The organism is Corallococcus sp. AB038B, assembly GCF_003668955.1.
Taxonomy (GTDB): Bacteria; Myxococcota; Myxococcia; order Myxococcales; family Myxococcaceae; genus Corallococcus; species Corallococcus exiguus.
This window is the reverse complement of sequence record NZ_RAWO01000001.1, coordinates 1,783,056-1,803,056: the sequence shown is the minus strand read 5'-3', so window position 1 is coordinate 1,803,056 and position 20,001 is coordinate 1,783,056. Positions and strand designations below refer to the sequence as shown.

Below are 20,001 nucleotides of genomic sequence, written 5' to 3'. Positions count from 1 at the left end.
CGCCGCCCCCCTCATCCATGCGCCCGCTCAAGACGCTCCAGAAGCTGTACGACGAGGAAAGCCAGGTGGTCATCACGGAGAAGGGCAGCCCCCCGCGGGCGCTCTTCTACGGTGAGGGCTTCCTCCAGGAAGACCTGCCCGTGGGCACCCGGGTCATCTTCCCCCGCCCCCCGCTGGAGGGCGTGCCCAACGTGAAGGCCGCCATCCGCTGGGCCATCAACCACCCGGAGGGCATGGACCCGCTGCACGCGCTGCTCAAGCCCGGCATGCGGCTGACCTGCGTCATCGACGACATCAGCGTCCCGCTGCCGCCCATGGTCACCCCGGACGTGCGCCAGTCCATCCTGGAGGTGGTGCTGGAGCTGTGCGCGGACTCAGGCGTGGATGACGTGCACCTGGTCATCGCCAACGCGCTGCACCGCCGGATGACCGAAGGCGAGATGAAGCGCATGGTGGGCGAGAAGATCTTCGACGCCTACTACCCGGACCGCTACTACAACCACGACGCGGAAGACCCGGACGGCATCACGGAGCTGGAGCGCACCAGCCACAATGAAGTGGTGGCGGTGAACCGGCGTGTCGCGGAGAGCGACCTCATCGTCTACGTGAACATCAACTTCGTGCCCATGAACGGCGGGCACAAGTCCATGGGCACGGGCGTGACGAACTACGCGTCGCTCCGGCACCACCACAACCCCAAGACGATCCGCGACTCCGACAGCTACATGGAGCCGAAGGCGAGCGCGCTCTACACGAAGAACTCGCGCATCGGCACGGTCATCGACCAGACGCTGAAGGTCTTCCACATCGAGACCACGCTGAACAACCGCATGTTCGGCGCGCCCACGGACTTCCTGGCGAAGAAGGAAGAGGACTACACGGAAGCCGACCGGCTGAAGTTCCAGGCCCTGCGCTTCACGCTGTCCAAGCTGCCCCGCGCGGCGGCGCGCAAGGTGCTCAACGCCATCCCCGCGCCCTATGACGTGACGGGCGTGTTCGCGGGGGCCACGGAGCCCACGCACCAGAAGACGCTGGAGCAGAGCTGGAAGCAGTACGTGGTGCCGGTGGAGGGGCAGAGCGACATCGTCATCTTCCCCATCCCGTTCGTCAGCCCCTACAGCGTCAACTCCGTCCTCAACCCGCTGCTCGTGCAGGTGATGGGGCTGGGCTACTTCTACAACCTCAACCGGGGTGTGCCGCTGGTGAAGAAGGGGGGCGTGCTCATCCTCCTGCACCCGGCCTACGACGAGTTCGACCCCGTGCAGCACCCCAGCTACATCGAGTTCTTCCACCGGTTGCTGCCGGAGACGCGGGACTCCATGAAGCTGGAGCACAAGTACGAGAAGGAGTTCGCGGAGAACCCCAGCTACGTGCACCTGTACCGCAAGGGCAACGCCTACCACGGCGTGCACCCCTTCTACATGTGGTACTGGGGCGAGAATGGCCGCCAGCACGTAGGCAAGGTCATCGTCGCGGGCGCGGAGAACAACCACGTCCCGGCCCTGCTCGGCTGGGATCGCACCGACACCCTCTCCGAGGCGATTGAAGAGGCGCGCGGCTTCATGGGGCGCTCCGCGTCCATCAGCCTGCTGCGCATCGCGCCCACGGTGATGGTGGACGTGAAGTGAAAGGGTCGCACACGGACATGGCCACGCCCTCCGAGCTGAACGTCACCGAGGTCTTCACCGGCAAGCGCATCGTCTTCGTCGGCACCACCGGCTTCGTGGGCAAGGTGACGCTGTCGATGTTGCTGGCCCACTACGGCGACGTGCTGGACCGGGTCTACGTCATCGTGCGCAAGGGCAGCGCCGCGTCCGCGGAGCGCCGCTTCTTCGACAAGGTGGCGCCCAGCGAGCCCTTCCAGCCGCTGCGCGACCGCCTGGGCGACGAAGGCGCCATGGCGTTCATCCAGAAGAAGTGCACCATCCTGGATGGCGACATCACCGACCCCTTCGTGGGCCTGGAGGAGGCGCAGGTCGACGCGCTCACCGGACAGGTGCACGCCATCGTCAACTGCGCGGGCCTCGTCTCCTTCAATCCGTCGCTGGAGGTGGGCCTCAACGTCAACACCCACGGCGTGAAGAACGCGGTGGCGCTGGCGCTGCGCTGGAGCGTGCCGCTCATCCACATGTCCACCGCGTTCGTCGTGGGCAACCGCAGCGGGCTCGTGTTCGAGGACGAGCAGGTGCTGAACTACTTCCCCAAGCAGGGGGAGATGGACGGGCGCGACTTCAGCCTGGAGCAGGAGCTGGCGGACGCGGACAAAATCGTGGCCCGCCTGCGCGAACAGGCGGATGACAAGGCGCTCACCTCCCTCTTCCGGCAGAAGGCGCTGGACCGCCTGGAGGAGGAGGGCCGCGACGCCACCGACGAGAAGACGCTGCGCCTGGCCGTGGGCCGCGAGCGCAAGCTGTGGCTGTCCGGCGAGCTGGTCCGCGCGGGCATGGAGCGCGCGCAGCACTGGGGCTGGCCCAACACGTACACGTACGCCAAGCACCTGGGCGAACAGGTGATGGCGGGGACGCCGGGGCTGCGCTACTCCATCGTGCGGCCCTCCATCGTGGAGAGCGCGGCGCACTTCCCCTTCCCCGGCTGGAACGAAGGCTTCACCACGTCCGCGCCGCTGGCGTACGCGGGCATCAAGGGCCAGCGCGGCATCCCCGCGGGCGACCACGCCATCCTGGACATCATCCCGGTGGACCAGGTGGCGGGCGCCACGCTGGGCATCACCGCGCACGCGATGCAGGTGGAGGAGCGCCGCGTCTACAACCTGGCCTCCGGTGACGTGAACCCGTTCCTCGCCAGCCGCTCCGTGGAGCTGGTGGGTCTGTACCGCCGCCGCTACTACCGCAACCGTGAGACGGGCAACTCGCTGGTCAACTCGCTGCGCTCGCGCATCGAGCCGCAGCCCGTGAGCAAGCAGGAGTTCCAGCTGCTCAGCGCGCCCATGCTGGCGAAGGGCGCGAAGCTGCTGAAGAAGGCCATGGAAGACGTGCGGCCCGCGTGGGGCGCGCCCCGCGTGCAGGCGATGATGGACAAGGCCCGCGTCGCGCTGGACGAGGTGGAGTCCCAGGCGGGCAGCCTCGGCGGCCTCATCGAACTGTTCCTCCCCTTCCTCTGGGAGAACCGCTACGTCTTCCGCTGCGACAACACGCGCTCCGTCTACGAGCGCATGGTGCCGGCGGACCGCGCGAAGATTGACTGGGCGCCGGACCGCATCGACTGGCGCGAGTACTTCCTGGGCACGCACCTGCCCGGCCTGGAGAAGTGGGTGTTCCCGGGCCTGGACGAGGAGCGCGAGAAGCGCACCGCCATCCCCGCGCACCGCGACCTGCTGGAGCTCTTCGAAGCCACCGTGCACGCGTACCGCCACCGGGTGGCGTTCCGCATGGCCGCGGGAGAGAAGGAAGAGCGCTTCACCTTCGGCGAGGTGCACCGCTACGCGGCCCGCGTGGGCAGCTACCTGATGGCCCAGGGCATCAAGCGCGGCGACCGCGTCCTGCTGGTGTCGGAGAACCGGCCGGAGTGGGCCATCAGCTACTTCGGCATCCTGCGCGCCGGAGGCACCGCCGTGCCGGTGGACCCCGCGCTCACCGAAGCAGAGGTGGTCAACATCGCGAAGCGCGCGGCCGCGAAGCAGTGCCTCGTGTCCGAGCAGACCGCGGAGGACTTCCCCGGCCTCTTCACCGCGCTGGGTGAGGGCGTGGGCGTGGCCAGCCTCGCGGAGGCCATGACGGGCGACCCGGCGTTCCCGGACCGCATTGGCCCGGTGAGGAAGTCCGCCGCCGCGGACGACGTGGCGAGCGTCATCTTCACCTCCGGCACCACCGGCACGCCCAAGGGCGTGATGCTCACCCACCGCAACTTCGCGGCGCTGGTGGCGAAGCTGGCGGGCGCGTTCGACGTGGGCGTGGGTGACGGCGTGCTGTCCGTGCTGCCCCTGCACCACACCTTCGAGTTCTCCGCCGGCTTCCTCACGCCGTTCATGCGCGGCGCGGAAATCACGTACATCGACGAGCTCACGTCGGACCGGCTGGGCGACGTCTTCGAGACGGGCCGCGTGACGGCGATGATTGGCGTGCCCGCGCTCTGGCAGCTGTTGCACCGCAAGATTACGCAGGAGATGGCCGCGCGCCCGCCGCTGGTGGAGCAGGCGCTCAAGGCGCTGATGGCGGCCAACGGGGAGCTGCGCAACCGCAGCTCGCTCAACCTGGGCAAGCTGCTGTTCTGGCCGGTGCACCGCAAGTTCGGCGGACGGGTGAAGGTGCTGGTGTCCGGCGGCTCCGCGCTGTCTGAAGAAGTGCACCAGGCCTTCCACGAGCTGGGCTTCACCATGCGCGAGGGCTACGGCCTCACGGAGGCCGCGCCGGTGCTGGCGGTGTCCGAGGCCACCAACAAGCGCATCAAGGGCACGGTGGGCAAGGCGCTGCCGGGCATCGAGTTCAAGATCCAGAACCCGGACAACGACGGCATTGGCGAGGTGCTGGCCAAGGGCCCGAACGTGATGGCGGGCTACTTCGGGGACCGCGAGGCCACCGAGGCCGTGGTGAAGGAAGGCTGGCTGCACACCGGCGACCTGGGCCGCATGGACGACGAAGGCCGCCTGTACCTCATGGGCCGCGCCAAGGACGTCATCGTCGACGCCAACGGCAAGAACGTCTACCCGGACGAGCTGGAGGAGCTGTACCAGGAGCACGAGCACATCAAGGAGATGTCCATCGTCGGCCTGCCGGATGACGCCGGCGGCGAGAAGGTGGCGTGCCTGTGCGTGCCGGACTTCAAGGACCGCCCGCGGGAAGAGGTCCGCCACGAGTTGGAGGAGCACTTCCGCAAGGTGAGCGCGGGCATGCCCTTCTACCGGCGCGTGAAGGTGCTGCGCTTCTGGGACGGCGAGCTTCCGCGCACGTCCACCCGCAAGGTGAAGCGCAAGCGCGTGGTGGAGGAGCTGCAGCGGCTGGACCGCGTGGCCGCCAGCGCGGGCCGCGTGAAGGAGAAGGCGCAGGCGGCGCCCACCACGGGCGGCGTCGCGGACTGGCTCTTCCCGCTCATCGCGGAGGTCTGCCACCGCCCGGCGTCGGACGTGCGGCCGGACTCGCAGCTCATTGGCGACCTGGGCTTCGACTCGCTGATGCTCACGGAGATGTCCGTGGCGCTGGAGGGCGCGGGCGTGCCGCTGCCCGCCATTGAAGACCTGACGCAGGTGCAGACGGTGGAGGACCTGCGCAAGCTGGTGGTGGCCTCCGGACGCCGGCCCTCGCAGGAGACGCGGGCGCGCGACATCAAGAAGGAAGCCGAGCGCGCGGAGGAAGCAGAGATTCCGGTGCCTGAGTCGGTGTCCGCGCTGGGCCGGCAGCTCTTGTCCTTCGGGCAGAAGGTGCTCTACGGCGGCGTCTTCGACGTGAAGGTGACGGGCAAGACGTTCATCCCGCAGAACCGCAACTTCCTCGTCATCGCCAACCACGCCAGCCACCTGGACGCGGGCCTGGTGCGCGTGGTGCTGGGCGGCCAGGGCGAGCGGCTGGTGTCGCTGGCCGCGCGCGACTACTTCTTCGACACGCCGCTCAAGCGCGCGTGGTTCGAGAACTTCACCAACCTCATCCCCATCGACCGGCAGGGTTCGCTGCGCGAGTCGCTGCGCGTGGCCGGCGAGGCGCTGCGGCAGGGCTTCAACGTCCTCATCTTCCCGGAAGGCACGCGCTCCAAGACGGGCGAGCTGATGGAGTTCAAGCCGACGCTGGGCTACCTGTCGCTCACCTACGGGGTGGACGTGCTGCCGCTGTACATCCACGGCGCGTACGAAGCGCTGCCCAAGGGCTCCATGTTCCCGAAGACGAAGGAGCTGGAGGTGCACGTGGGCCCGGCGCTGGAGTACGCGTCGCTGAAGGCCCGGGCGCAGGGCATGGCGCGCTCGGAGGGCTACCGCTACGTGACGCACATCGCGGAGGAAGCGGTGCGCTCGCTGAGGGCGGGCAAGGTGCTGGACCTGGAGCAGGTGGGCGCGGACCGGGACTTCACCCCGCCCGCCCGGGCCCTGCCGGAAGGGAAGGACGCGTGAAGCTGCTCGTCACCGGAGGCACGGGATTCCTGGGCACGCACCTGGTGCCCAAGCTGGTTGCCGCGGGCCACGACGTGCGCCTCATCGCGCGCTCGAAGCCGTCAGGCCCCGCGTTCGCGAAGACCGAAGTGCAACAGGGCGACCTCAAGGACCGGGACGCCGTGCGCCGCGCGCTGGAGGGCGTGGACGCCGTCTACCACCTGGCGGGGCTCGTCTCCTTCCAGAGCAAGGACGCGCGGCGGATGTACGAGCTGCACGTGGACTGCACGCGTGAGCTGCTGCGCGACGTGCGCGAAGCAGGCATCAAGCGCGTCATCCTGGGCTCCACCTCCGGCACCATCGCGGTGTCGAAGGACGACCGCGTGGGCACGGAGGACGACGACTACCCCATCACCACCGTCGCCAACTGGCCCTACTACCTGTCCAAGATCTACGAAGAGAAGCTGGCGCTGGAGTACTGCCGCAAGCACTCCGTCCCGCTGGTGGTGCTCAACCCCAGCCTGCTGATGGGGCCCGGGGATGACCGCCTGTCCTCCACCTGGACGGTGGTGAAGTTCCTCAACCGGGAGATTCCGGCCATGCCCGGCGGCGGCATCTCCTTCGTGGATGCGCGCGACGCGGCGGACGCCTTCGTGCAGGCGCTCACCCGGGGCGAGGTGTACGGCCGCCACCTGATGGGCGTGAACATGGCCATGCCGGACTTCTTCGACCGGCTCCAGCGCCTCACCGGCGTGCCCGCCCCGCGCATGAAGCTGCCGCGCGAGGTGAACATCTGGGGCGGCAAGCTGCTGGAGCAGTTCGCGAAGCTGCGCGGCACCGTGTCCAAGCTCGACCCGCAGGAGGTCGAGATTGGCGAGCACTTCTTCTACCTGGAGCCCGCCAAGGCCGAGCGCGAGCTGGGCTTCAAGGCGCGCGACGTCCAAGAGACGCTGCTCGACACCGTCCAGTACATCTACGGGAAGATGCCGCCCGGAAACCTGCCCGGCACCCGCGGCCGGCTGGCCGAGTCGCGCGAAGGCACCTGACGTTTCAGGAAGAAAGCGCGGCGGGTCCTACGGATTCGCCGCGCCGCCGTGCACCCGGCCGCCGCTCACGCGCTCCACGAGCCGGGCGGCGTTCGGGTCGGTGTCCTTCTGGTGCCACGCCCAGGCGGCGCCCAGGAAGGCCACTCCCAACAGGATGAGGATGAGCCGGGCCAGGAAGGACGGGCCTGAGCCTTCGTCCGCCATGGCCTTCAGCCCACCACGCGGTTGCGGCCGGACTTCTTGGCCTTGTAGAGGTTCGCGTCCGCCACCTTGATGAACTGGGACGGCTCCGACATCTCCGAGGCGACTTCCGCCACGCCCAGGGAGATGGTGACGGGGATGTCCTTGTCCTCGAAGACGAAGCGCTTGTCCTCCACCAGCTTGCGGATCTTCTCCGCGAACAGGCGCGCCTTGTCCGGCCCGTCCTCCGGCATCACCACGGCGAACTCCTCGCCGCCGTAGCGCGCGAAGCACTGCTCGCGGCGCACCAGCCGTTTGATGGACTGCGCCAGTTCCCGCAGCACGTAGTCGCCGGCCAGGTGACCGTGCACGTCGTTGATCTGCTTGAAGTGGTCGATGTCGAACATGAACATCGACAGCGTGCGCTGGTACCGGTGCGAGCGGCCCATCTCCCGCTCCAGGTACTCCAGGAAGTAGCGCTTGTTGTTGATGCCGGTGAGACCGTCCGCGATGGTCAGCGTGTAGATGGTCTCGTGGTACTGGGTCTCGATGTTGTCGCCGTCGAGGAACTTGAAGATGGAGCCTCCCACCTTCACCAGGTCCCCGCTGCGCAACGGCTGCGCCTGGAGCACTTCCCGGTCGTTGAGGTAGGTGCCGTTGGTGGACTGGAGGTCCTCCACGAACATCTTCCCCTGCCGGCCCCAGATGCGCGCGTGGCGGCGGGACACGTTGTCCAGGTCCACCACGATGTGGTTGTGCTGGTCGCGACCGATGGTGAACTCGGTCTCTTCCAGCACGTACTTCTTGCCCAGCTCAGGGCCGTGGATCTGCACGAGGCAACACTCAGCGCCGCGCTCGGGTCCCGGGGTGAGGCTGGAGATCTTGGTGACTCGCGTTTGGTCGCCAGACATCGCCTGGCCACGCTAGCACGCAAGGTCCAGGGAAGCCACGCAAGCCAAGAGGACGCACGGGGTTGCGCCCCTCCTCCTACATGCCGCGAAACCGAGAGGTCGCTTTCCGCCCATCCTCCCCTCCCGGTTGGGCACTCAACGGAAAAGCTTGCACCGGCCGCACGGCCATTGTGGGCCAGCGGCCGGGGGCTAACGTGGCCGGCACCTATGTCAAAGCTGCTGGCCATGATTCTTGCGGGAGGCGCTGGCACGCGCCTGGAGCCCCTGACCCGAGAGCGCGCGAAGCCCGCGGTTCCGTTCGGTGGGCGCTACCGCATCATCGACTTCGTCCTGTCGAACTTCGCCAACTCCGGCGTGTACCGGATGAAGGTGCTGACCCAGTACAAGAGCGACTCGCTCAACAACCACCTGTCGCGCGCGTGGCGCATGACGGCGTTCCTGGGTCACTACGTGGAGGCGGTGCCCGCGCAGATGCGCACCGGCGTGGACTGGTACAAGGGCAGCGCGGACGCCATCTACCAGAACCTCAACATCATCACGGACGAGGAGCCGGACCACATCTTCGTCTTCGGCGCGGACCACGTGTACCGGATGGACACGCGCAAGATGCTGGACTTCCACATCGAGCGGAAGGCCGCGTGCACGGTGGCCGCGATCCCGGTGCCCATCGAGCAGGGGCACGAGTTCGGCATCATCGACGTGGGGCCGGACGGGCGGATGCTCCAGTTCCTGGAGAAGCCCAAGAACCCGCCGCCCATGCCGGGCAACCCGAAGATGTGCCTGGCCTCCATGGGCAACTACCTCTTCACCACGGACACGCTGGTGAAGCAGGTGGTGCGCGACGCGGCGGATGAGAAGAGCGCGCACGACTTCGGCAAGTCCATCATCAGCCAGCTGTACAAGCACGAGCCCGTGTACGTGTACGACTTCGCCCAGAACACGGTGGCCGGCCAGGAGGACAAGGAGCGCGGCTACTGGCGGGACGTGGGGAACATCGACGTGTACTACCAGTCCAACATGGACCTGGTGGAGGTGGACCCCACCTTCAACCTGTACAACGACCGCTGGCCCATCCACACGCAGCCCAACAACTACCCGCCGGCGAAGTTCGTCTTCGCGGACCGGGAGAACAAGCGCGTGGGCACCGCCACGGACTCGCTGGTGGCGGAGGGCTGCATCATCTCCGGCGGCCACGTGCACCGCTCCGTGCTGTCGCCGAAGGTGCGGGTGAACTCGTATTCGGAGGTGGAGGACTCCATCCTCTTCGAGAACGTCACCATCGGACGCCGCTGCCGCATCAAGCGGGCCATCATCGACAAGAACGTGGAGATTCCGCCCGGGATGACCATTGGCTACGACCCGGTGGAGGACAAGCGCCGCTTCCACGTCACGTCCGGCGGCGTCGTCGTCATCCCCAAGGGGATGAAGGTCACCTGAGATTCACAAGGCTTCAGGGCGCTCCCGGAATCACTCCCGGGGCGCCCCGCCTGGCTCACTTCGAGCTGAAGGCCGCCTTCACCTGCGGGCGGTTGAGCACGACGAGCGACCAGATGCCCGGGATGAGCCCCAGGCCCCACATGGGGCCGCAGCACGGGATGCAGCAGATGATGGCCACCGTCATGGCCAGCCCGTAGAGCTGGAGGTTCTTCATCTTCCACGCGCCGAAGACGACCAGCCCGTTGAGGCAGATTCCGGGCAGGGCGCTGAAGGCGAGGAAGGTCGGGCTCAGGAAGGACGCCACGATGGCGCGCGCCTGTGCCCGCAGCTCCGGCGGGTAGACCTCCAGGGCCTTGTCGACGCTCAGGTGCAGGGCCTCGAGCCCCTCCGGGGTCAGCGTCCGGTAGAGCCCGAAGAGCGAGTACAGCAACCACAGTCCGCCCATCCCCATCATGATGAGGGCTGGCAGCTTGAGGTCCTGGGCGGCCTTCGCGCGCGCGGCGTCGAGGTCCAGCGCCGGAGGAAGGCCTTGGGTCTCGTCCATGGCGGGGGGCTCAGGCCGGCTGGCGCATGGCCGCGACGGGGCGCTTCTCGAAGGCGGCCAGGGTGGTGGCGATCTCCTGGTTCACCTGCCGCAGCATGTCCTGCTTCTCCCGGAACGGGAGGAAGGCGCTCTTGAAGCCGGACACGATGATGGTGGTGAGGTCCTCCAGCGACAGGCCCAGCTCGCGGTGGGCCAGCCACAGCTCCTTCGTCACCGTGGTGTCGGTGATGAGGCGGTTGTCCGTGTTGATGGTCACCCGCAGGCCGTAGTCGAAATAGAACTTGAGCGGGTGGGACTCCAGCGAGGACACCGCGCCCGTCTGGACGTTGGAGGACGGGCAGACCTCCATGGGGATGCGGTGGTCGTTGACGTAGTTGAGCAGGTCCCCGTCCTCGCGCAGCCGGGTGCCGTGGCCAATGCGGTGCGCGCCCAGCGAGTGGATGGCCTGGGAGATGGACTCCGGTCCGTAGGCCTCACCTGCGTGGGCGGTGCAGTTGACGTTGTTCTTGAGGATGAGGCGGAAGGCGTCCAGGTGGTCCTTGGCGGGGAAGCTGGCCTCCGCGCCCGCCAGGTCGAAGCCCACGACGCCGCGGTTCTTGTACGCCACGGACAGCTCCGCCAGGCGCATGGACGTCTGCGGGTTGATGTGGCGGATGCCGCAGACGATGACGGCGCACTTGATGCCCGTCTCCTTCTTCGCGGCGCGCAGGCCCTCCAGCACGGAGTCGATGACGGTGGTCATCTTCAGGCCCTTCTGCAGGTGCAGCGCGGGCGAATAGCGCACCTCCAGCCAGCGCACGTTCTCCGCGGCGGCGTCCACGGCCAGCTCGTAGGCGGCGCGGTAGAGGGACTCGGCCGTCTGGAGGACGGAGAGCGTCACGTCGAACGCGACGAGGTACTCCTCCAGGCTCTTGCACACCTGGCCCATGTGGATGGCCTTGGCCAGGCCGTCCTCGGTGTCGGCCATGAGCTTGATCTTCTGCTGCTCGGCCAGCTCCAGGATGGTCTTGAGGCGCATGGACCCGTCCAGGTGGCAGTGCAGGTCCGTCTTGGGGAGCGCGTGGAGCAGCTCCTCCGTCACCGCCAGCGTGGGGGGCGGGATGATGTCCGTACGCCGGGCGGATGAAGGGATGCCGGTGGCGTTGGGGGTTTCGTCTTCACGAATCGTGGGCATGGTCGAAGTTCCTCGCTTGCGTCATCCTCCCCCAAACCATGCCGTCCCGCGCCTGTCCACGCCTGCCCCTGCTGACCTGCCTGATGTTGACGCTGGCCGTCATGGCGTGCCAGCGGGCGCCAGCGGAACCGGCCTTCCAGTACTCCAGCAATGCGTCCTCGCGGACGGGGCTCACGGCCCTTTCGGACGGGGTGCTCCTGGGCAACGAAGCGGGCACGGTGGTGCGCCTGGACCGCGAGGGCCGGCCGGTGTGGACCGCCCGGCTGGGCCGCGAGGTGGCGGTGGCCCCCGCCCTGGCCGGCGAGAGCGTCGTCGTGGGGACGGTGGTGGGCGAGGTGGCCTGCCTGTCGCTCGAGGATGGCAAGGAGCGCTGGCGGCTGGGAGGCGAGCCGCCCGTGCTGACCCCGCCCGTGGTGGACGACGCGGGACACATCGTCTACCTGGTGGCGCCCGATGGCGCGGTGCGCGCCCTGGCGGTGGACTCCGGGCAGGAGCGCTGGAAGCAGCCGCCGCCCAAGGCCCCCGCGCCCGCGTCGGCGGAATCCTTGGAGCCACAGCTATCCGTGGCCCCGGGGCTCCGGGCGGCGCCGGTGCTGGTGGCGGACGTGCTGGTGGTGCCGCTCGGCTCGGGGCTGTGGGCGCTGGACGCCCGGAGCGGTGTGCCGCGCTGGTCGCTGCCGGTGACGGACGTGGTGGGGCTGGATTCGGAGCGCGACACGGTGTTCGTGGCCACGCGGCCGGGCCGGGTGCTGGCGCTGTCGGTGAAGAACGGGAGCACGCGCTGGGAGCAGCGCTTCTCGGACGGGGTGACGGGGCCGCCCGCGCGGGCGCTGGGTGCGCTGTGGGTGGGCGCGGGGCCGTCGTCGCTGGTGGGGCTGTCCACCTCGGAGGGCCGGGAGGTGGCGCGGGTGGCGCTGCCCTCGCCGCTGGTGGGCCGGGTGCAGGTGGGGTTGGAGGACCTGCTGCTGGTACCCACGTCCGGCCACGAGGGGAACCTGGTCGCGCTCAAGGCGCCGGGCTGGACGCCTGCGTTCACCATGCGGGCGGACACGCCGCTGCGCACGCGGCCGGTGGTGCGCGGGCCGCTGGTGTTCGTGCTGGGGTTGGACGGCCGCGTGCTGGCGTGGCGGCTGCGGGTGCCGCCCGCCTGAGGACTCAGGCGCCGGAGCGGGTGGGGACGTCCACTTTCGCGTCGCTCACAGACTCCACGTAGTCCAGGTCGCGGTGGAAGGTCTCCGCCAGCCGCGCCAGGGCGACGAGCGCCAGGACGAAGCACACCGCGCCCACGGCCAGCGCCGCATGCGCCACGCCCAGTGAGCCCTTGAGCTGACCGAAGGCGGTGGCGGCAATCACCGCGGAGCCGCGCACGAAGTTGGGCACGGACGTCGCCACGGTGGCGCGGATGTTGGTGCCGAACTGCTCGGCCGCCATGGTGATGAGCACCGCCCAGTAGCCCACGCTCAGGCCAATGAGGAAGGTCAGCGCGTAGATGAGCGTCGGGGTGAGGCCCGGCATGAGCCCGTACACGAGCACCAGCGCGAACCAGACGCACAGGCTGAAGCCCACGGCGCGCTTGCGGCTCTGGAGCCACTGGCTCAGCAGGCCGGACATCAGGTCTCCCAGCGTCAGGCCCACGCTGCCGAAGAGGATGGCGTCGCCGGCGGTCACCGTGCCCTGCACGTTGAGGCCCGCCGTCAGCTCCGGAGCGAAGACGAAGAGGATGCCGGTGGTGAAGTAGATGGGCACGCCCACGAGGATGCAGCCCAGATACTTGGAGAAGCGTCCGCCCGTGATGAGCAGGAGCGGGTTCCCCTTCGCGGGGCCGGCCTTCTGGGTGAAGAGGGCGGACTCGGACACCTTGAAGCGCGCGAAGAGGAGCAGCAGGCCCAGCACGCCGCCCGTCACGTAGGCCGCCTTCCAGGGCAGGTGCTGCCCGACGAGCGCCGCGACGACGATGCCCAGCATGCCCAGCGTGGCGACGACGGTGGTGCCCAGGCCGCGCTTCTCCTTGGGCAGGGACTCGGCGACCAGGGTGATGGCCGCGCCCAGCTCGCCCGCGAGCCCCAGGCCTCCGAGGAAGCGGCACGCGGCGTAGCTGTTCACGTCCCAGACGAAGGGGTTGAGCAGGTTGGCCACCGAGTACAGGAGGATGGAGCCGAACATCACGGACAGCCGGCCCCGCTTGTCCCCGAGCAGGCCCCAGAAGAGGCCGCCCACCATCATCCCCGCCATCTGCGCGTTGTAGATGAACAGCCCCTTCTGGAAGATGTCGGAAGGGTCCGTGAGGCCCAGGTCCTTCAGCGACGCGACGCGCACCACGCCGAAGAGCGTGATGTCGAAGAGGTCCACGAAGTAGCCGAGCCCCGCCACGAGGACGGTGAGGTTCAGGACCGAGCGCAGTTCCCGGAGACGGTTCATGGCGCGCAACCCTACCGCTTCTGGCTCGGGCGGGAAGGACGACTCCGCGCCTCCAGCGCCTGCCACTTCGCCAAACACAGACATCCACCACCGCGCCTGCCCGCCCGGCGGGTCCGGGAGGACGGGCGCGGGTGGCCTCCGCCCTCCCGCCGTCCCCACCAGGGCGTGACACGCAATCCACACGGTGAGGTGCTTCCCGAAGAATTTCCGGGAAGGTAGGTTTTACTGCATGTCCGTGTTGGAGGCCGTGGCGAGGCAGCGCGTGGTGGTGCTGGCCCTGGTGCTGGGCCTGTGGAGCCCCGCGTGGGCGGCCGGGCCGTGGCGGGCGGTCGTGCGCGTGGCGTCCACCGAGGACCGCGCACTGCTGGAGCGGGTGCGCGGGCAGAGCAGCGACCTGCCGGTGGTGCTGGAGGTGGAAGCAGGGCCGTCCATGGACTCGAGCCCCGGCGGTGCGTGGCGGGAGGCGGAACGGCTGGCTTCACTGAAGGACGCTCGCGCGGTGTTGTGGTTCACGCGCGACGGGGCGGAGCTGAGGGTGTCAGTGGCGGCTCCGCGCACGGGACACCTGTTCGTGCGGAGCGCGCGGGTGGAGGGTGCGCCGGAGACGCTGACGTGGTCCGTGGGCGCGGAGGCCCTGGCGTTGGCGGTGCGCTCGGCGCTGCGCGCGGTGGACGCGGGTGAACCGCTGGGGGAAGTGGTCGCGCCCCCTCCCCCGCCTCCCGTGGTGGCCGTGCCTCCTCCGCCCCCTGCCGCGCCGGTTCCGGTGGCCGAGGCTCCAGTGGCTCCGGCCGACGGGGCCTTCGTCCAGGTGGGCGTGCACGCGGCGCTGGACGGCTATCACCCCTGGGGACAGCAGGGCCTGTCGGTGGGCGCTGGATGGGCGGGCCGCGTGCTGCGCCTTCGCGCGCAGGTGCTGGCGGCGCTGCCAGTGCACCTTCAGGACGCGTACGCGGACATCCGCCTCACGCAGGGCGCCGCGCTGGCGTGGGCGGACGTGCCCTTCGTGAAGGCGGGGGCGTGGGAGGGCACGGTGGGGCTGGGGGCGGGTGTCGCGGGCTTCTGGCGGCACACGGAGGCGCGGGCCGCGGAGGTGGAGCCGGCGCCCTCTCGCAGGGTGGTGGCCTTCGTCGTGGGGCCGGCGGTGCGGGTGGCGTGGCGGCTGGGGCCGGCGCTCGCGTTGGAGGCATCGCTGTCGGGAGAGGTGCTCCTGGGACGCCCACGGCTGGGGTACGCGGTGGACGGCGATTTCGTGCTCCGGGAGGACGGTGCGTCCGTGCGTCCCCGACTGGGCGTGGGGATGGTGATTTTTCCGTGAGCACCGATGACCCGAATTCGCGGCGTCCCTTCTCCTTGGGGGGCATGAGGAGCTCGGGCTCACATGCGACCGTCGCGCCCCGTGGCGAGGACGCCCGGCTGACGGCGGCCATGCGGGGACAGCGAGACGCGACCGAGTCCCTGCTCCTGGAGCTGCTGCCGCGCGTGCGCAACCTGGTGCGATACCTGGTGCGGGGGGACATGGACGTGGAGGACATCGCCCAGGAGTCGCTCATCGCGCTGGTGCGGGGCCTGCCCACCTATCGCGGCGACGGGCGTTTCCACGGCTGGGTGGACCGGGTGGTGGTGCGCACCACGTTCGCGTGGCTCAAGCGTTCACGCAGCCGCGAGGCCCGCTACAGTGGGGACCCGGTGGAGTTGTTGGCGGTGCCGTCCGACGAAGCGCCGGCGGACGAATATCTGCACCGCCGTCACCTGGTGACGTTACTGGACAGGTTGTCGACGGAGCAGCGGCACGCGCTGGTGCTGCACCACGTCCTGGAATTGAGCGTGCAGGAGATTTCGACAGAGCTGGGCGTCCCCTTCGAGACCGTGCGCAGCCGCCTGCGCCTGGGACGCACCGCCCTGCGCGCGCTGGCCTCGGATGGCGAGGCACCCGAGGGGGAGTCGTCATGAGTCCCCGCCCCCCCGACGACGGTGACGGTGAGCCGCTGGACGACCTGCTGCGGCCCCTGGACAACGGCAGTGGGCCCGCGCGGCGGCTGTCCCGGCAGCGTTCGAGCGCGCTGGTCCAGGCGGCGTTGGACGCGGCGCTCCAGCAAGCGCCGGAGCCTCCGCGAAGGCGCAGGCGGCCTCCCGTGTGGTTGATGGCGGGCGCAGCGCTCGTCTTCACCGGAGCCGCGGCCGCCGCCGTGTGGCGCTATGCGCGGCCCGCGCAGCCGCACCCGCAGGTGCTGACGCCAGCCGTGCCGGAGCCGACGCGGATGGCCACGCTGGAGCCGGTGCCCCTACCCCCGCCCGCGCCGCCCGAGCCCTTCGTCATCGAGCATCCCCGGCCGCTGCGTCCAAGCATCACCGTGAAGGAGTCGTCGAAACCGGAGGACCTGCTGCGGCAGGCCAACGCGTTCCGTTCGGCGGGGAGTTGGAAGGAAGCGGAAGGGCTGTACCTGCGCGTCATCCGCGCGGAGCCGTCGTCGCTGGCGGCGTACGTCGCGCGTGTGGCGTCGGGGTCGCTGCGGCTGGAGCACCTGGGTGACGCGCGAGGTGCCCTGCGCCAGTACCAGGACGCGGTGCGACTGCAACCCGGTGGCATGTTGGATCCGGAGGCGCGCCACGGCGTCGCGGAAGCCCACCGCGCACTGGGCGACACGGCGGCGGAGGCCCGAGCGCTGGGTGAGTTCCTCTCGCTGCATCCGGACTCGCCGCTGAGCGCGGCGTCACGCGCGCGGATCCGGGAGCTGTCGCCGCAATGAGGCTCCACATCGCGGGGTTCATGGCCTGGACCGCGCTGCTGAGCGCCGCGTGCACGGTGGATGATCCGGTGGCCACGCTGCGTTCGCCCGACGCGGGGACCGACGTTCCGGATGAATGGGCAGCGCACTGTGCGAACAGCGGACCTCCGCTCCTGCTGGGCAATCCCGCGTCGGGGCCTCAGGTGTGCAGCGGCCAGCTGGCGCAGACGCTGTTCCGCCGCGCGGCGTGTTCCTGCGAGGGGCTGTCCCTCAGTGCCCCCTTCACCGTGGATGCGTTCCGAAGCTCCGCGGGGCCCTACGCCCCCGGTGGCACGGGCGGCGACGTGGGAGTGAACGGAGTCCTGTCCGCGAACGACCGCGTCACGGTGGGTGGCTTGCTCCAGGTGGGCGGCGTCCAGCTGAGCAGCCCGCTCACAGTGGGCGGCGGTCTGGACAGCAATGGCCCCCTCTCCGGCCCAGGCACTTCAGCCACCGTGACTGGTGACGCACGGGTGAATGGGGACGTGGGGCTCGCCGCGCTCACCGTGGGCGGCGTGCTCACCATCCCTCCAGAGTTCTCCCCTGGCTCTGCCCAGGCGTCGGAGTTGCGCCGTGAGCCCGTGCCCTCGGTCATCCCCTGTGACTGCGACGAGGGTTCCCGCTTCGACCCGGCCGCGCTCATCGCCCACCACACCGTGGACAACGACAACGCGGCCATCGGCCTGGACCCGGCGTCGCTGACGGACGTCACCGGCGAGCGCGTGCTGGAGCTGCCCTGTGGCCGCTTCCTGCTGACGCGCATCGCGGGGCCGGGCCGCGCCACGCTGCGCATCCGGGGCCGCACCGCGCTGTTCATCCCCAGTGGCGTGGACCTGAAGGAAGCGCTCACCGTGGACGTGCAGCCTCCCGGCGAATTGGACCTCTTCCTCGCGGGAGGCTTCATCGTGTCCGGCGACCTCACGCTGGGGTCCGCCGCCCTGCCCTCGCGGGTGCGCGTCTACGTGGCGGGCTCGCAGGCGTTGGACATCTCCGCGGGCAGCACACTCGCGGGCAACCTCTACGCGCCCCAGGCCCAGCTCAACCTGAGCGGCAACGCGGAGGTCTTCGGCTCGCTCTTCGTGCGCCACCTGGAGGCGTCCGGCGCGGTGCAGGTGCACCACGACGCGGACGTGCTCGGCGCGGGCGCCGCGTGCCCCGCCGGCTGATTCAGCGGAACACGACGGTCTTGTGGCCGTTGAGCAGGATGCGGTGCTGCACGAACCACGTCACCGCGCGGCCCAGCACCACGCTCTCCACGTCGCGCCCCATCGCCGTCAGCGCCTCGGGCGACAGCGTGTGGTCCACGCGCTCCACGTCCTGTTCGATGATGGGTCCCTCGTCCAGGTCGCCCGTGACGAAGTGGGCCGTGGCGCCAATCAGCTTCACGCCCCGGTCGTAGGCCTGCTGGTACGGCCGCGCTCCCTTGAAGCTGGGCAGGAACGAGTGGTGGATGTTGATGAGCCGCCCGCGCAGCGCATCACACGTCTCCGCGGAGAGGATCTGCATGTACCGGGCGAGCACCACCAGGTCCACGCGCTGCTCACGCACCAACTCCAGCAGGCGCGACTCCTGCCGTTCCTTGTTCTCCGGCGTCACCGGCAGGTGGTGGAACGGAATGTCGTGGGACGCGGCCAGTTGGTAGAAGTCCCGGTGGTTGGAGACGATGGCCGGAATCTCCACCGGCAGGATGCCGCTGCGGTAGCGATACAGCAGGTCGTTCAGGCAGTGGCCAATCTTCGAGACCATCAGCAGCACGCGGGGCTTTTCCGCCGCGTCGTGCAGGTGCCACTCCATGGAGAAGCGCCCCGCGAGCGCCCCGAAGGCCTCGCGCAGCGCTGCGGGCTGCGCCTTCCCCTCTTCATCCGCGAAGTGCACGCGCATGAAGAACAGCCGCGTCTGCGGGTCGCCGTACTGGGCGCTGTCGAGGATGTTGCAGCCGTGCTCGGCGAGCCAGCCGGAGACAGCGTGGACGATGCCGCGCTGATCCGGGCACGACAGCGTGAGGATGTATTGGGCGGGACGCTCGGTCATGGACGGCGGCGATTATAGCCCCGCGGGTTGACGGCTCGTCCCCAGGCACGGCGGGGAGTGTCCGGTGTCATGCGAGGGGCACTTCCCTCTCCAGGAAGCGAACCTAGACTCTGGTCTGAGATGGCCGACAGTCTCCCAGCCGACGCAGCCCGCCGCCGCAGACCGGTGTCGGACTCCCTGCGTGAATACGGCCGGGGCATCGCGGGCGGCCTGCTCTTCAGCCTGCCGCTGCTCTACACGATGGAGGTGTGGTGGGCGGGCTTCACGTCCCATCCGGCCAGCGTGCTGGGCTACCTGCTGGCCACGTACGTGCTGCTGCTCGGATACAACCGCTACGGCGGCTTCCGCCGGGACGTGTGCTGGTTCGACGTCTTCACCGACTCGCTGGAGGAGTTGGGGCTGGGGCTGCTCGTGTCGCTGGTGGTGCTCGTGCTCATTGGCCGCATCGGACAGGGCACGTCACTCCAGGAAGCGGTGGGCATGGTGGTGGTGGAGGCCGGCACGGTGGCCATCGGCGTGTCGGTGGGCACCGCGCAGCTGGGCGGCCAGCACCGGGAAGAGGCCGACGAAGAGGACAAGAAACGGCTGGAGTCCGCGGATCACGTCCCCGGCCAGCTGGTCATCGCGTTCTGCGGCGCGATGTTGTTCGCGGCCAACGTGGCGCCCACGGAGGAGATCGTGATGATCGCCGTGGAGACACAGCCCTGGTGCCTGCTGGGGCTCGCCGTGCTGTCGCTGCTGCTGGGAGGGCTCATCCTCTTCCAGAGCGACTTCACCCGCGCGCACCGCTTCACGCGCCGCCGCCTGCGCCGGGACGTGCTGGCGGGCACGTTCGTCACCTACGCGGTCGCGCTGCTGTCGAGCACCTTGGTGCTGTGGTTCTTCGGCCGGTTCAACGGCAACGGCCTGAGCATCTGCGTGGCGCAGGTGGTGGTGCTGGGGCTGGCGTCGACGCTGGGGGCTTCGGCGGGGAGGTTGCTCATCCAATCATGAAGACGAATTGGAACTGGCTGGAGGGCGTCGTCTTCATCGCGAGCTGCGTGCTCGTGGCGATGGTCATGGGCTACCTGGCGGTGGACGCATGGACGACGGGCAGCGGCCCGCCGGACCTGACCGTGCAGGTGGGCGCGCCGATGGCCAGTGAGCGAGCCCAGGAGTGGCGGGTGCCCGTCACGGTGACGAACCACGGCGACACGGCGGCGGAGGAGGTCCACGTACGCGTGTCGCTGAGAGGCGGCCGCGAGCCGAAGGAGGAGGCGGAGTTCGTGCTGGCGTACGTGCCACGCCACTCCCAGCGCGAGGCCTGGGTCGCCTTCCGCGAGGACCCGGCTCCCGCGGGCGTGGAGGCACACGCGGTGGGCTTCGCCGCGCCCTGACACCCGCTGCTATCCTGGCGGAACATGCACGCCAGGAAGACGTGGTGGTGGGCAGTCGCGCTTCTCTTCGGGATGAGCGGGGCCT

17 protein-coding genes are annotated in these 20,001 nt (G+C 69.4%); 11 read left to right on the top strand and 6 right to left on the bottom strand.

Annotated elements, in window-relative coordinates; all coding sequences use genetic code 11:
• The first annotated feature begins 17 nt into the window (after positions 1-17).
• Genes D7Y04_RS07515 through D7Y04_RS07505 form a run of 3 tightly spaced genes read left to right on the top strand, consistent with a single transcriptional unit; the run spans position 18 to position 7,080 of the window.
• Complete coding sequence (locus tag D7Y04_RS07515) at positions 18-1,628, top strand: lactate racemase domain-containing protein (protein WP_120580259.1); 1,611 nt, start codon at positions 18-20, stop codon at positions 1,626-1,628.
• A 17-nt stretch (positions 1,629-1,645) separates the two neighbouring features.
• A complete protein-coding gene (locus tag D7Y04_RS07510; protein WP_121758752.1) occupies positions 1,646-6,055 on the top strand; it encodes an AMP-binding protein in 4,410 nt (1,469 codons plus the stop codon).
• Entirely contained in the window at positions 6,052-7,080 is a 1,029-nt protein-coding gene (locus D7Y04_RS07505; protein WP_121758751.1) for an NAD-dependent epimerase/dehydratase family protein, read from the top strand. The genes D7Y04_RS07510 and D7Y04_RS07505 overlap by 4 nt, the downstream gene beginning before the upstream one ends.
• 27 nt (positions 7,081-7,107) lie before the next feature.
• Here the strand turns inward: D7Y04_RS07505 and D7Y04_RS07500 are convergent, their stop codons facing one another.
• Together D7Y04_RS07500 and D7Y04_RS07495 are read right to left on the bottom strand one after the other, a co-directional pair.
• Entirely contained in the window at positions 7,108-7,284 is a 177-nt protein-coding gene (locus tag D7Y04_RS07500; protein ID WP_233601294.1) for a hypothetical protein, read from the bottom strand.
• A gap of 5 nt (positions 7,285-7,289) precedes the next feature.
• Entirely contained in the window at positions 7,290-8,171 is an 882-nt protein-coding gene (locus D7Y04_RS07495) for a GGDEF domain-containing protein (RefSeq protein WP_120599999.1), read from the bottom strand.
• Between the two features lie 207 nt (positions 8,172-8,378).
• On the opposite strand from D7Y04_RS07495, the gene glgC reads away from it, so the two are divergent.
• Positions 8,379-9,608 (top strand): glucose-1-phosphate adenylyltransferase, encoded by a 1,230-nt coding sequence (gene glgC / locus D7Y04_RS07490; protein WP_120580254.1) that lies wholly within the window; start codon positions 8,379-8,381, stop codon positions 9,606-9,608.
• Positions 9,609-9,663: 55 nt separating this feature from the next.
• Here glgC and D7Y04_RS07485 read toward each other — a convergent pair whose 3' ends face one another.
• Positions 9,664-10,152, bottom strand: coding sequence for a hypothetical protein (locus tag D7Y04_RS07485; RefSeq protein WP_120599998.1), 489 nt, complete (start codon positions 10,150-10,152; stop codon positions 9,664-9,666).
• Positions 10,153-10,162: 10 nt separating this feature from the next.
• A complete protein-coding gene (add, locus tag D7Y04_RS07480) occupies positions 10,163-11,326 on the bottom strand; it encodes an adenosine deaminase (RefSeq protein WP_121758750.1) in 1,164 nt (387 codons plus the stop codon).
• Between the two features lie 83 nt (positions 11,327-11,409).
• Between add and D7Y04_RS07475 the strand changes: the two genes are divergently transcribed.
• Positions 11,410-12,477, top strand: coding sequence for a PQQ-binding-like beta-propeller repeat protein (locus D7Y04_RS07475; RefSeq protein ID WP_233601293.1), 1,068 nt, complete (start codon positions 11,410-11,412; stop codon positions 12,475-12,477).
• Positions 12,478-12,481: 4 nt separating this feature from the next.
• Here D7Y04_RS07475 and D7Y04_RS07470 read toward each other — a convergent pair whose 3' ends face one another.
• Positions 12,482-13,744, bottom strand: a complete 1,263-nt coding sequence (locus D7Y04_RS07470; protein WP_121759308.1) for an MFS transporter — start codon at positions 13,742-13,744, stop codon at positions 12,482-12,484.
• Positions 13,745-13,973: 229 nt separating this feature from the next.
• Here D7Y04_RS07470 and D7Y04_RS07465 point away from each other — a divergent pair, with 229 nt between their 5' ends.
• From D7Y04_RS07465 to D7Y04_RS07450, 4 genes are read left to right on the top strand one after another with little or no spacing between them, the layout of a single operon-like run.
• Positions 13,974-15,059: a hypothetical protein gene (locus tag D7Y04_RS07465; RefSeq protein ID WP_121758748.1), complete on the top strand. Its 1,086-nt coding sequence runs from the start codon at positions 13,974-13,976 to the stop codon at positions 15,057-15,059.
• Between the two features lie 44 nt (positions 15,060-15,103).
• A complete protein-coding gene (locus tag D7Y04_RS07460) occupies positions 15,104-15,694 on the top strand; it encodes an RNA polymerase sigma factor (RefSeq protein ID WP_171808034.1) in 591 nt (196 codons plus the stop codon).
• Positions 15,691-16,491, top strand: a complete 801-nt coding sequence (locus D7Y04_RS07455; protein ID WP_121758747.1) for a tol-pal system YbgF family protein — start codon at positions 15,691-15,693, stop codon at positions 16,489-16,491. Before D7Y04_RS07460 ends, D7Y04_RS07455 begins: the two co-directional genes overlap by 4 nt.
• Positions 16,488-17,675: a hypothetical protein gene (locus D7Y04_RS07450; RefSeq protein ID WP_121758746.1), complete on the top strand. Its 1,188-nt coding sequence runs from the start codon at positions 16,488-16,490 to the stop codon at positions 17,673-17,675. The genes D7Y04_RS07455 and D7Y04_RS07450 overlap by 4 nt, the downstream gene beginning before the upstream one ends.
• A gap of 1 nt (position 17,676) precedes the next feature.
• Here D7Y04_RS07450 and purU read toward each other — a convergent pair whose 3' ends face one another.
• Positions 17,677-18,540, bottom strand: a complete 864-nt coding sequence (gene purU / locus D7Y04_RS07445) for a formyltetrahydrofolate deformylase (RefSeq protein ID WP_120578292.1) — start codon at positions 18,538-18,540, stop codon at positions 17,677-17,679.
• A gap of 120 nt (positions 18,541-18,660) precedes the next feature.
• Between purU and D7Y04_RS07440 the strand changes: the two genes are divergently transcribed.
• Positions 18,661-19,533, top strand: a complete 873-nt coding sequence (locus D7Y04_RS07440) for a TIGR02587 family membrane protein (protein ID WP_121758745.1) — start codon at positions 18,661-18,663, stop codon at positions 19,531-19,533.
• Positions 19,530-19,916, top strand: coding sequence for a hypothetical protein (locus D7Y04_RS07435; RefSeq protein ID WP_121758744.1), 387 nt, complete (start codon positions 19,530-19,532; stop codon positions 19,914-19,916). Before D7Y04_RS07440 ends, D7Y04_RS07435 begins: the two co-directional genes overlap by 4 nt.
• Positions 19,917-20,001 lie beyond the last annotated feature (85 nt).

Coding starts and splice junctions, on each gene's coding strand:
- D7Y04_RS07450 (WP_121758746.1), top strand. CDS start 16,488: ATGAGGCTCCACATCGCGGGGTTCATGGCCTGGACCGCGCTGCTGAGC.
- D7Y04_RS07435 (WP_121758744.1), top strand. CDS start 19,530: ATGAAGACGAATTGGAACTGGCTGGAGGGCGTCGTCTTCATCGCGAGC.
- D7Y04_RS07515 (WP_120580259.1), top strand. CDS start 18: ATGCGCCCGCTCAAGACGCTCCAGAAGCTGTACGACGAGGAAAGCCAG.
- D7Y04_RS07495 (WP_120599999.1), bottom strand. CDS start 8,171: ATGTCTGGCGACCAAACGCGAGTCACCAAGATCTCCAGCCTCACCCCG.
- D7Y04_RS07470 (WP_121759308.1), bottom strand. CDS start 13,744: ATGAACCGTCTCCGGGAACTGCGCTCGGTCCTGAACCTCACCGTCCTC.
- D7Y04_RS07485 (WP_120599998.1), bottom strand. CDS start 10,152: ATGGACGAGACCCAAGGCCTTCCTCCGGCGCTGGACCTCGACGCCGCG.
- D7Y04_RS07455 (WP_121758747.1), top strand. CDS start 15,691: ATGAGTCCCCGCCCCCCCGACGACGGTGACGGTGAGCCGCTGGACGAC.
- D7Y04_RS07510 (WP_121758752.1), top strand. CDS start 1,646: ATGGCCACGCCCTCCGAGCTGAACGTCACCGAGGTCTTCACCGGCAAG.
- purU (WP_120578292.1), bottom strand. CDS start 18,540: ATGACCGAGCGTCCCGCCCAATACATCCTCACGCTGTCGTGCCCGGAT.
- add (WP_121758750.1), bottom strand. CDS start 11,326: ATGCCCACGATTCGTGAAGACGAAACCCCCAACGCCACCGGCATCCCT.
- D7Y04_RS07475 (WP_233601293.1), top strand. CDS start 11,410: ATGTTGACGCTGGCCGTCATGGCGTGCCAGCGGGCGCCAGCGGAACCG.
- D7Y04_RS07465 (WP_121758748.1), top strand. CDS start 13,974: ATGTCCGTGTTGGAGGCCGTGGCGAGGCAGCGCGTGGTGGTGCTGGCC.
- D7Y04_RS07500 (WP_233601294.1), bottom strand. CDS start 7,284: ATGGCGGACGAAGGCTCAGGCCCGTCCTTCCTGGCCCGGCTCATCCTC.
- D7Y04_RS07460 (WP_171808034.1), top strand. CDS start 15,104: ATGAGGAGCTCGGGCTCACATGCGACCGTCGCGCCCCGTGGCGAGGAC.
- D7Y04_RS07440 (WP_121758745.1), top strand. CDS start 18,661: ATGGCCGACAGTCTCCCAGCCGACGCAGCCCGCCGCCGCAGACCGGTG.
- glgC (WP_120580254.1), top strand. CDS start 8,379: ATGTCAAAGCTGCTGGCCATGATTCTTGCGGGAGGCGCTGGCACGCGC.